General features: G+C 40.9%; 12 protein-coding genes and 2 riboswitches. Of the genes, 4 read left to right on the top strand and 8 right to left on the bottom strand.

The window, feature by feature from the left end; translation table 11 throughout:
* Positions 1 to 538: YhcN/YlaJ family sporulation lipoprotein (locus IEX94_RS00060; RefSeq protein ID WP_194461777.1), on the top strand; the 538-nt coding region annotated here is incomplete at its 5' end.
* Positions 539 to 543: 5 nt separating this feature from the next.
* Positions 544 to 1,506 carry a M23 family metallopeptidase gene (locus tag IEX94_RS00055; RefSeq protein WP_229782507.1) on the top strand — a complete coding sequence of 321 codons (963 nt, stop codon included), beginning with the start codon at positions 544 to 546 and terminating at the stop codon, positions 1,504 to 1,506.
* A 39-nt stretch (positions 1,507 to 1,545) separates the two neighbouring features.
* Here IEX94_RS00055 and IEX94_RS00050 read toward each other — a convergent pair whose 3' ends face one another.
* The 6 genes from IEX94_RS00050 to IEX94_RS00025 all read right to left on the bottom strand — a co-directional run bounded on the left by IEX94_RS00050 (position 1,546) and on the right by IEX94_RS00025 (position 7,976).
* Entirely contained in the window at positions 1,546 to 1,653 is a 108-nt protein-coding gene (locus tag IEX94_RS00050) for a methionine/alanine import family NSS transporter small subunit (RefSeq protein WP_188855514.1), read from the bottom strand.
* Positions 1,653 to 3,197, bottom strand: a complete 1,545-nt coding sequence (locus IEX94_RS00045) for a sodium-dependent transporter (protein ID WP_188855513.1) — start codon at positions 3,195 to 3,197, stop codon at positions 1,653 to 1,655. Before IEX94_RS00045 ends, IEX94_RS00050 begins: the two co-directional genes overlap by 1 nt.
* Positions 3,198 to 3,449: 252 nt before the next feature.
* The gene (locus tag IEX94_RS00040; RefSeq protein ID WP_188855512.1) at positions 3,450 to 5,003 is read right to left on the bottom strand and encodes a Na+/H+ antiporter NhaC family protein; all 1,554 of its coding nucleotides are present in this window, start codon (positions 5,001 to 5,003) and stop codon (positions 3,450 to 3,452) included.
* Positions 5,004 to 5,140: 137 nt separating this feature from the next.
* Positions 5,141 to 5,315, bottom strand: a riboswitch (Lysine riboswitch).
* Positions 5,316 to 5,357: 42 nt separating this feature from the next.
* Positions 5,358 to 6,137: a sporulation protein YunB gene (gene yunB / locus IEX94_RS00035; RefSeq protein ID WP_188855511.1), complete on the bottom strand. Its 780-nt coding sequence runs from the start codon at positions 6,135 to 6,137 to the stop codon at positions 5,358 to 5,360.
* Positions 6,138 to 6,195: 58 nt separating this feature from the next.
* Positions 6,196 to 6,504, bottom strand: coding sequence for a YunC family protein (locus tag IEX94_RS00030; protein ID WP_156856698.1), 309 nt, complete (start codon positions 6,502 to 6,504; stop codon positions 6,196 to 6,198).
* Between the two features lie 68 nt (positions 6,505 to 6,572).
* Complete coding sequence (locus IEX94_RS00025; protein WP_188855510.1) at positions 6,573 to 7,976, bottom strand: bifunctional metallophosphatase/5'-nucleotidase; 1,404 nt, start codon at positions 7,974 to 7,976, stop codon at positions 6,573 to 6,575.
* Positions 7,977 to 8,152: 176 nt separating this feature from the next.
* Positions 8,153 to 8,264, top strand: a riboswitch (SAM riboswitch).
* A 75-nt stretch (positions 8,265 to 8,339) separates the two neighbouring features.
* Here IEX94_RS00025 and IEX94_RS00020 point away from each other — a divergent pair.
* Positions 8,340 to 9,461 (top strand): methionine biosynthesis PLP-dependent protein, encoded by a 1,122-nt coding sequence (locus tag IEX94_RS00020; protein ID WP_188855509.1) that lies wholly within the window; start codon positions 8,340 to 8,342, stop codon positions 9,459 to 9,461.
* 431 nt (positions 9,462 to 9,892) lie between these two features.
* Entirely contained in the window at positions 9,893 to 10,168 is a 276-nt protein-coding gene (locus tag IEX94_RS00015) for a YqhV family protein (protein WP_188855508.1), read from the top strand.
* On the opposite strand, the gene IEX94_RS00010 is transcribed toward IEX94_RS00015, so the two are convergent.
* Entirely contained in the window at positions 10,139 to 10,939 is an 801-nt protein-coding gene (locus tag IEX94_RS00010) for an ATP-binding cassette domain-containing protein (RefSeq protein WP_188855507.1), read from the bottom strand. The two genes, IEX94_RS00015 and IEX94_RS00010, sit on opposite strands and share 30 nt — an antisense overlap.
* 25 nt (positions 10,940 to 10,964) lie before the next feature.
* Entirely contained in the window at positions 10,965 to 11,729 is a 765-nt protein-coding gene (gene ssuC, locus IEX94_RS00005) for an aliphatic sulfonate ABC transporter permease SsuC (protein WP_188855506.1), read from the bottom strand.
* Between the last annotated feature and the right edge of the window lie 66 nt (positions 11,730 to 11,795).

The raw sequence follows: 11,795 nt of genomic DNA, 5'->3' as shown, positions 1-11,795 counted from the left end.
ATTCATTCTAATCCATGCATTGCTTGGAATCGTACTCTATCTCGGTGGTTGCGGCCAAACGGAAAACTCAAATGAACAATTGGAAATACTGAACCCCAATAATCGTGGGGAGGCGGTGAATGAAGAGCGTCGGGCCAAGTTGGGCTATGTCAGATATACGAAAGAGGATCTCGCTGTACAAGATAATAACAACGAAATCAACTTTGATCGGGAACAATTAGCGGATATGATTACGAGAACAATCCTGCAAAGCGGCAATTTCGATGAAGCAGCTTCCCTCGTTACGGATAAGGAGGTTGTCATAGCCTTTGAGAAACGTGATGATCTCGATGCAGATCTAGCTGCAGAAATTGCAGGTAAGACTGCTCGTTCACTACTTCCAAGTTTCTATAAAATATATACAACCGATGAACCTAATCATATGGATGTTATCCATAGCCTGCATAGAGAGCAGATGAATAATAAAGACGATCTCCAAGTAATCGAACGAGTTATTGAGGAAATCAAAGCAGATCACGCTGAACAAGATTGGAGGTAATAAGCTTGTTCTCCAAACGGCTCACGATATATAGCTTTATCTTCTTCCTATTTTGCTTAAGTGGGTCAGTAATTCAGGCGGAGGAAGCTTCAATTCATACAGAACGAATGGCCCTATACCGGAAGACGGAAGCAATCTCGCACATCCCTTGGTATTATTTCGCTGCCGTTGATAATTACGAACGGAATAAGGAAACGGCTACTGAAGATGAGCCACTTATTTCCATTACATTTGATGAAGAAAGCTGGTATGGGATAGGAAACTATCCGAAAAACTCGAATCCAGATATTATCAAGTTATTTAATGGTATCGGATTGGATGGAAATGGGGACGGCTTGGCAAGTCCTGAACAAGAAGAAGATGTTCTCTATACACTTGCTATGTTGTTGCTTCAAGAAGGTCCTACAAGGGATGATATTAAAATTGGATTATGGAAGCTTTATGAACGAGACTTAACGGTTAAATCAATTATGAACACCGCCAAAGTTTTCCAAACATTTAATGAAATCAATTTGACAGACCGGGATTTTCCCGTGGATATAAATTATAATTACAGTTATCGGAATACGTGGGGAGATAGGCGCGGATACGGCGGGCTTCGGATTCATGAAGGTACAGACATTTTCGCAGACTATGGAACGCCGATCAAGTCCACAACATATGGAGTTGTAGAAATTATGGGTTGGAACCGATTTGGCGGCTGGCGGATAGGGATACGCGACATTTATAATATTTATCATTATTACGCTCATTTGAGTGGCTTTAACGATGCCATTGAAATCGGAACAGTCGTACAGCCGGGTGATGTTCTTGGCAGTGTCGGGTCAAGTGGATATGGCCCACCAGGTACGTCCGGTAAATTCCCTCCCCATTTGCATTACGGCATGTACAAAGACGACGGCTATAAAGAATGGTCCTTTGACCCTTATCCTTATTTAAGAAGATGGGAACAGATGGCGAAAAACTAAAGAGGTTGGAAGAGCGCTTGCTCTCCAACCTCTTTAGTTTTAATTCGTTTTTCCTTTATCACGGAATGCGTGCCATATACTTGCCGCTAATCCTCCCCATAGAATAATAATTCCAATAATCATCACTATGATTGCTGAAGCACTCATTATCTTGCCTCCTCGTCGTCATAATAGTTCTCATCTTTGTTAATTTCAACGTTTGCCTTCCATTTCGTCAAGGAGAGTAGTATCCCAATTATCAGTGCTGCTGCAGCAACAACCCAGCCTCCAAAGAATATAAACGTATCCGTATACCCTTCATAGTTCCCGGTAGGATTATCAAATAATTTCAGCAGATTTTGCTTGAATAAACCAAACATCATATACCCCATCACAATTGGTGTAATAACTGCTAAACTAATCGTCCACCACGAACCAAGCTGAATGTCTGAAATAGGGTTTGCATGGTCTTTAAACGTTTTCAACTTCCGTAAAATCCATGCAATCAGGACAACTTCCACTAATCCAAGTAAAGCAACACCGAATTGGTTAATGAAGTAATCAACAACATCAAGGAAGAATAAACCGCCTTGAGAAGCATAGAGCAAGGAAACAATCGCTGCAACCCCTCCACCGAAGAGGACAGCTTTCTTACGGGATACATTGAATTTATCCACCATTCCTGCAACATAGGTTTCTGTAATGGATAAAAGTGAGGTTAAACCAGCCAATGTCAAAGATATAAAAAACAGGAGTCCAAATAGTTCATTCATGGCAGGAAACTCATTAATAATCGCTGGAAAAGCAACAAACGCAAGTCCAACTCCACCATCAACAACTTCATCAATGGACACCCCAGCCTGTGTTGCCATAAATCCAAGAATACCGAATACACCAATCCCGGCTAATAATTCAAATCCAGAGTTCCCAAATCCTACAATAAATGCATTGTTTGTAATGTCTGATTTTCTCGACAGATAGCTAGAATAAGTGATCATTATGGCAAATGCGATGGATAAACTGAAGAAAATTTGCCCGTATGCAGCAATCCAGACATCAGGGGATAAAATTTGACTAAAATCAGGTCTAAAAAAAGCATCCAATCCACTTAATGCTCCAGGCAATGTCACCGCACGTACTACAATGATGAGAAACACAACGACAAGTGCTGGAATAAAAATTCGATTGGCTAGTTCAATACCTTTACTAACACCGCGGTACAACACGAACAAGACAAGCGCCCAAACAATAAGCAGCGGGAATAGTACACCTGGAACCATACTTCCTATCTGACCTGGACTTTCAGCAAGCTTTAAATACTCACCGAATAAAAACCCTCCCGTATCATCTCCCCAAGCAAGAGATAATGAGAAATAGAAGTAAGAAATTGCCCATGCAATAATTACAGAGTAGTAAGTCGAAATGATAAATGCAACAAGCACGCCCCACCAACCGATAAATTCAGTTTTCTTATTCATTCTCCTGAACGTTAACGGTGCAGAACCCCGATAGCGGTGCCCCATTGTGAACTCCATAATGAGAATGGGAATCCCAGCTGTTAACAGCGCAAATAAATACGGGATGAAAAATGCACCACCACCGTTTTCATACGCTACTGCTGGAAACCGCCAAATATTCCCCAAACCAATCGCCGATCCAACTGCCGCTAAAATAAAACCAGCCCTTGTTCCCCACTCTGAACGCGCCTTCATTTTTGTACCCTCCTTTTTCACTACGATTATGAGTGCTAGTATTCGACGTATATTTTTTTCAATATTCTAATATTTTTATTCGTATCCCACCTCCATTCTTATAAAACATGATGTATTCTTATAGATATTGCAATACCTTCCTATTTAGACGTAATTTCAATTAAAAAAGCATATCCCTTTTCATATAGAAAAAGGACATGCTTATTAATGGTCTGTAATACTGTAATACCCCACTGAATGAGTTTCACTTTATCAGGATTCTCTTATTGTATTATTGCGGTGGATGATAAATCCGATAACTACTATCAATCCTAATGTAATGATTAGTGGCAGAACTATCATATCCAACACACCCATCAACAGGAATCCTAACGCCGACACACCAGCAGCAAGGAGTGCATATGGCAGCTGCGTTAAAACGTGATCAATATGATTTGCACCCGCTCCTGTTGCAGAAAGAATGGTCGTGTCAGATATCGGTGAACAATGGTCCCCGAACACGGACCCAGCAAGTACAGCCCCAAGTGTTGGCAGTAATAGAGCAGGGTCAATCACCATCACAACTTCAGCACCAATAGCAAGCATAATGGTGAATGTTCCCCAAGAAGTACCGGTTGCTAGTGCCATTAAACCGGAAATAATAAAGAACAACACAGGTAAGTACATCGAACTAACATTTGCTCCATGAAGCAACTCTGCTAAATATGTTCCCGTTTCAAGGGATGAAATAATCGATCCGATCATCCATGCGAGTATTAGTATATAAATCGCAGGCAACATCGATTTCATTCCTTGGACAAAAATATTCCCGATGTTTGCTCTTGGCGGATCATGCATCACATGTAGAATAAGTCCAAGCAAGACCGCAATTGCTCCCCCAATCAAGAGAGACAGATTCACGTCAGTATTAGCAAACATGGAAAGGATGGTTACCTTACCTTCTGTTGCGATGGCACCTGTAATTAGCATCGTTGATACAGTCGCTACGACAAGCACAACAATGGGTAAAATCAGATGATAGACTTTTCCTTTTGGATGTGCCTCAACCGTATCACCTAAGTCACCAGGGACCTTACTATTATTTGGATCAATCAATTCGCCTGTTTTCATTGCGCGCTTCTCATGTACCCGCATCTTTCCGATATCCATTTTCAAATAGGAAACAAGGAACACAAGTAAGATTGCTGACAAGGCGTATAAATTCATTGGAATCATTTTAATGAAAGCTTCCATTGGCTGAATACCCGTGATACCATTTGTTACAAAAATGGAGCTTAACAACCCAATAATAAATGCACCCCAACTGGAGATTGGTGAAAGCACAGTCATTGGAGCAGCAGTAGAGTCAATCAAATAAGCCAATTTCGCACGGGAAATGTTGTGCCGATCTGTTACCGGCCTGGCAATTTGTCCAACTGCTAAACTCGCAAAGTAATCATCGATAAAAATAATAACACCGAGAACTCCTGTCATTAACTTTGCACCTGTACGAGTCTTTACATGTTTTAACATCCATTCTCCAAACGCCCGACTACCACCGGATCCTTGAAGAAATGCCGTCATAATTCCCAATAAGAGCAGGAATGCAAATAAGAATAGATTATCAACGTTAAGGGAACCATCTACAACAAATATTTCATAGAATACGAGCCATACTTCCTGCAAGGAATCTAGTATGTTGAATTCATGAATGAAAAAAGCACCCAAGACAATTCCTGCCCCTAAAGAAAGCAGAATCCGTTTCGTGACAATTACGAGCACGAGCATTACAAGTGCAGGGATAAGGGAATAAAAAGTACCTACCATTTCGTCTTTCCTCCATTTTAAAAATTTCATAGCATGGAGTACAAGTTGAACGAATGGAAGGTACATATTCACATAAAAAAACAATGATAGAAAATAACCCATCATTGTTTCTTTAACAATATACGTTATCCTCCATTTCGATCAGTAGTTCTCCATGCAGTAAACAGCATGACAGTATGCCCCTTATTCAAAGACATACCAGCAAATAATAAGTTGACGCTTATTACGCTTCGGCAAACAATCCTTTCACTAACATTCAACGTTGTCATTCTCCTGTTGGCTACTCATATTACTCGCACCTCTACCTCACCGATCAAAAAGGCGACTATTCAATTCTGAACCTACTATACTAGATTATTCCGTATTCTGCAAGTCCCGGCCGATTTCATCCCTTGGGACGGCAATCGATGGACCGGAATTACCTCCATAAAAATCAGGTACATCTCCAAGTATTGCACCCCCATCAATATAGATTTCTGCAGTTACTGTCGTCACTTCCGAAGTAAATGGAATAATGACTTGTACATCTGTTTCCACTTCCAAATAAAAGGAAATCCATACCCCGTTAATACCGAACTCTGTCTGTTCCCTTGTAATATTCGTTCGCACTGTGCCAATCACTTCCAAATTAATCGGTACTTTCGGTCCGAGATTTGCTAAAACAGTGTTCCCAGTTACTTGCCCTAAAGGGATTTCTACCAGGGTAGGATCATCATTGATACGATCCGTTGCCCCTTCCTCATACGGGAAAGGCTCTTCATCATCATAGAAGATCGGATCTCCCCGATTTAAACGGTGAAAGTATTCCTCTACCCGATTGGTTGCATTCCGAGTTATTTCACTCATAGCTGCTGAATCCAGGGAATATGCGGCAACATTTCCATTATTATCATATGTAATATTAGCTATATCTGAAAAATTATAGTCCTCCGTGAAACTAACTGCACGATTAATCGCCCGGGTAGCGAATTCAGTCGTCTTTTCCGTTGCAATCTCCATTAATGTTGGCTTAATTCCCCTATCGATAACCATAATGCTCACAAGAATCGCTATCGTAAAGATAATGACTGTAAGTATCAAGATGATTTGCGCTGGAGGTGAGCCAAATTTTCTAGGGATACGTCTCTTCCGCATGTAAAAACCCCCTCACATCATGCTTATGCAACGATGTGAGGGGTTAGACGTGCTAAACTTATGAGATAAGAAGAAGAGCCTCTCTTCCCGTCATTCCTTCTCTCCAGCCGTATTCTTTCGATGCATCCGTAATTTTCTCGAGTGGAGCAGCGAGTAATTGGTCAATCGTCCGCACGCCTATCGCTCTCCCTGCAATTACTTCCCTTTCCCGCAACTTCGGAATCTCATTAAAAATATCCACATCCAGTGCAGCACACATAATATAGCCGACTTCATTTGAAACCGTGAGTAATGTCGTCTTTGGCAGTTCGACACTTACTGCTGTGAACTGCATCCCTTCAATTTCAATTGGATTAACAGTAATCATCTCCGGATGCCTCCTTTAGTTACATAATAAAGTATGCAAAAGCAGGCTCCTCTGTCACTATCGTCATCTTAAGGCTGCGGTGTTTTATTTCTTAACGTATCGAGTAATAAATCCCTCAAAAATTCAGGTAGGAAGTATTGTTTCATTTCTGATTTAGCAATTTCAGGGAGTAGGCGCCCGAAAGTAAATGTATCAGCAGTGGCAATGCGATATGTTTTCTGCTTTTCCACAGCTGAACCATCACAGAACGTTACCCCAGTTACTGCTTCCGTTCCGTTCGCCCGTAGTGTCGTAGATATGGATAATCCAGCGAAAAGCATTCTGCCAATGACTTTCCCGCGGAAACCGAATCCCTTCAATTGAATCTCCATGAAATCTTTCTTCAAGGAAGCACGGATCACTTCAATCAATTCATCTCCCCTCAAATGCACAACAACCGGGTTGATCGGATGCGGACAAATCCGGTGGATATCACCGTAAGTGACCATTCCTTTTGGCAAGCCGTCAAGCAGAAGCCCGGCATTCAACAAAGATGCATCAGCAGCCGTCCATTTCCGTACTGTTTCCGTCAAGTCTTGCATCATCGGCACATCGCTAAACCAATCCGCTTGAAACCCTTCTTCCAGGTAAACAACTTCTGTCCCCAATATTCCAGACGCTTCTTTTTCCAATTCAGCAAGCAGCCCTCTCGTATCTTCATCTTCGGGATAGCTTGATACATCTGTTGTATAAGCCTCTTTATGGATGAGCTCCTTTTTATCATGATCATATGTTAAGATTACTTCGCCAACATACATACAATGCTTGCCCGCGGCAGTGAGAAGACTGTTGTTCACATATTCACCGGTCCGCAACAGATGGTGAGTATGCCCTCCAATAATAACGTCGATATCCGGGAATTTCCGCGCAATCGCTTCATCTTCACTAATTCCTAAATGGGATAGAAGAATGATAATATCCGTTTCTTTCTTTAAAGAGGCTAGCTGTTTTTCCAATTCTTCAAAGGGGGAAGTTAGGTGCCAGCCGAGTAGCCCGTAAAAAGCATTGAACGGTGCGGTAAGCCCGATCATTCCGATCCGCACTCCCGATTCCGTCTGGATAATGCGAGTATCGTGCAGCCATGCAGGTGGATTCTGTTCTTTATGCTTCAGGTTCGCACAGACAACTTCAAATTCCGCCCCGTCGTATAAATGATATAAATCATCATGGGATAGTGTGATCCCTTCATTGTTCCCAAGTGTGATGACATCATAACCGACCTCGTTTAAAAGCTTCACATTTGCCTTTCCCATCGAAGCCTCCGATATTGGATGAACACGGTCCATATGGTCACCAACATCAACTAAATAATGGGCATCCTCCCGAGCGATACGATTCTTTTTCATATCCTTTAAATAGCCAGCTGTCCGCGGCCATTGGCTGAAATCACTATGCAAATCATTTGTATAATAGAAATAAAGTTTTTCCTTCATAAATATTGCTCCTTAGCCTAAACCGTCCATAATCAAATGGATTCCTATAAGAAACTATATCAGCGATTGTTCCTGATGCAAACTATTTTGCATATTCATTATGTATTCTTTATTTCTCTTGCATTTTCTGAATAGCTGTACTATTATATATTCAATCATTAAAAACTCCATAATTTTTCTTATCAAGAGAGACGGAGGGATTTGGCCCAATGAAGTCTCAGCAACCAGCTTAAACACGTGAGCCCGGTGCTAATTCCAATTGACGGCCTGCCGTCTTGAAGATAAGAAGAGCGTACTTGTGTAGATACCGAGACCTTCTTCTTATAGAAGGTCTTTTTTTATTACGAAGAATAGGGTGATATGATGACAAAACAAAAGATTGAAAGTCGTTTAGTCCAATTAGGAAATCGATCGGATAAAAAAACGGGAGCAGTAAGTACACCGATTTACTTAACTACTGCGTATGAACATCAGGGTCTCGGTGAATCAACAGGATACGATTATAGCAGAACGAAAAATCCAACGCGAGAGATCCTGGAAAAGGGCATTGCCGATTTGGAAAATGGCTATGCAGGATTTGCCTGCAGTTCCGGAATGGCTGCCATTCAACTTGTATTATCCTTGTTTAAATCTGGGGATTCCTTATTGTTTTCAGCAGATGTGTACGGTGGAACCTATCGTTTATTAAAGCAATATGAGGAAAAATACAATATAAAGGCATGCTATTCCGATTTCGCAACAGTCACTGCTGTAGAAGCATTGATTACGGAAAGTACCAAAGCTATCTTCATTGAGACTCCGACGAACCCGCTCATGGAGACAATTGATATCCCAACATATGCCGAACTCGCTAAAAAACATGATTTATTATTCATTGTCGATAACACTTTTTTAACACCTTATTTACAGCAGCCCCTAGAGCTCGGAGCCGATATCGTCATTCATAGTGCAACGAAATATATTGGCGGCCATAATGATGTATTGGCGGGATTAGTCGTTGCAAAAGATGAAGATATTTCGGAACTCCTTGCGACGAATCATAATTCTTCTGGGGCAGTGCTCTCCCCTGCCGATTCTTTTTTAATTGTTCGCGGGATGAAGACACTTGGACTGCGCATGAAGCGTCATGAGGAGAATGCGAAGAAAATAGTGGAATATTTAAATGTGCACGATGCAGTCGAGCATGTTTTATATCCAGGAGTTGGCGGGATGCTTTCGTTCCGTTTACAGAATGCTGCTTTAATTAATCCATTTTTACAAAATCTTCAATTAATCACCTTTGCAGAAAGCCTAGGTGGTGTCGAAAGCTTTATTACATATCCAACCACACAGACCCATGCCGATATTCCGCTGGATGAGCGGGAAAGCCGCGGGATCGATGACCGTCTCTTACGCTTTTCTGTTGGGATTGAGCATATTGATGATCTCATTGCAGATCTTGATAAGGTCTTTGACAAAATCAAGGCGGCTGCTGTTTTGGATTAAAGAAATGAAAGTGGGATATAACTCTAAAGTGTAAAGATAAACCCTACAAATCATAAATTACTAAGTGTGTTTTAAGACTGCCTCGATAACTGTGTCTCAATAAGAATTCTCCCTCTGCAGGAGTCTCTGTATAATCGAAGCTAGTGAGCAGATCTCTTTGGGGTGATCTTATCGTTTATCTGCAGAAAATACCTATCTTTTAAGGGAATGTCCTTAAAAGATAGGTATTTATATTTACTAAAGTGCTTTTAATACAGTTTTAATATTATTTTGCAGCGGGGTGTGAGGTCATCGGGAGAATACACTCATTCATACGCTTTCATCTTTTGCATTCATACTCCCCTTTTAAACTTGTAATTTTTCATACAGTCCTTTTTTGGACAGGCCGGGCATATATTTAAAAATAAACATATTTTTGCAGGGGGAGTACGATGTTTAGTTTATTGGAAAAGGCTGTTCTGTCTATAGCCTTATTACGAATTTTTTCCGGTTCTATCGAAATATTTGCGGCATTTTTAATGATTAAATTTAATGAGATAGAAAAAACTTTAATCATTAATAGTTCACTCGCTTTTGTCGGTCCCCTTATCCTCCTGCTTACTACTGCAATTGGGATTATCGGGATGTCCGCAAAAATATCCTTTAGTAAATTCCTGTGGATTTTTCTCGGCGTTGCTCTAATTATTTACGGAGTTAAGAAGGGATAGTGATTTTTCATGGAACGGTTGTGCATATTCTTTTTCTGTTCTTTTATTCATAATTCTTGCAAGGATTTCTTCTACATACATACCAAAGGTCGGGTTTGTTCGTTTTCTCGGCCGTGCTAACGCAATGGTTTGATTCAACGCTATCCTCCCATCTTCTATTAATATCACCCTGTCCGCTATTGCAACTGCTTCTTCTACATCATGGGTAACAAGAATTGCTGTAAATTTCTTTTCTGTCCATAATGTTTCAATCAGTTCTTGCATTTCTAACCTCGTTAGCGCATCAAGTGCGCCTAGAGGTTCATCTAGTAGAAGTAAATTTGGCTCATGAACCAATGCTCTTGCTAAAGCAACCCGCTGTTTCTGACCACCGGAAAGCATGGAAGGAAAGTCATTTGCTCTATCTTCCAGTCCCACTTGGGTGAGGGATTCTAAAGCTTTCTTTTGCTGATCACCAGGGAGTCCGATACAGACGTTATCAATTACCCGCTTCCACGGAAGTAACCTGCCATCTTGAAACATCATTCGGGCCTTTTTATTTAGACCTTGTAATCGCTCCTCATTCAATTGAATCGAGCCAGCCTCGGCATCTTCTAGGCCTGCAACAAGGCGGAGGAATGTACTTTTCCCGCAACCACTTTTCCCTACAATCGCAACAAATTCTCCTGCCTTTATATTTACGTTTACTCCATTTAACACTTCGCGCTTTCCATAACTTTTCTCAAGGCTATTGATTTGAACGTTTACGCCATTTCGTTGTAACGATAGCAAATCAACATCCCCCCTTTAATATTCTTCATGTATTCCATTTTAATAACCTTCCTTCGAGATACCTCGCAATAACATCAGACACCTTCCCAAACACTGCATAAATGAGAATACTTAAGACGATAATATCCATTTGCATAAACTCTCTAGCATTCATAGCCATATAGCCAATCCCCGATTGAGCAGAGATTGTTTCCGCGACGATTAGTGTTAACCACATCACTCCAAGGGAAAATCTAATTCCAACTAAAATGGAAGATAGTGCACCTGGTAAAATGACATGAAAAAATAGTTTGTAGCCTTTTAATCCATAAGACTCACCCATTTCAATTAATCGCTTATCAACCGATTTAATTCCGTGATACGTATTAATGTAAACGGGAAACAGCACCCCCAAAGCTACGAGAAATATCTTTGATGTTTCCCCTATCCCAAACCAAAGAATCACAAGCGGAATCAAAGCCAAATGCGGGATGTTCCGCAACATTTGAATGGATGTATCAAACAGTAAATCGGAAATGCGAAATACGCCATTTAGTAAACCAAGCATAAAACCGATTGATCCACCGATGATAAAGCCAACTGCTGCTCTTGTTAAGCTAATGGACATATGGTCATACAATTCCCCGTTTCCTAGTAGAAGAATTGCCGCTTCGATGATTTGTGTTGGGGCAGGTATTATTCTTTCTGAAAGAATGCCTGTAATGGACATAAGTTGCCAAACAATGATTAACGAGCATGGAATAAGCCAAGGCAATAGGCTTCTTGTTGATGTTCGCTTATTTCCTTTCATATCAATCCCCCCATCTTCCGTTGGCGTATTGTCAAAAGTTTCTTAGTAAAAACCTGTGTTTTCGTT

Source organism: Oceanobacillus indicireducens (assembly GCF_014647195.1).
Classification (GTDB): domain Bacteria; phylum Bacillota; class Bacilli; order Bacillales; family Amphibacillaceae; genus Oceanobacillus; species Oceanobacillus indicireducens.
This window is presented reverse-complemented; position numbering and strand designations above follow the sequence as displayed.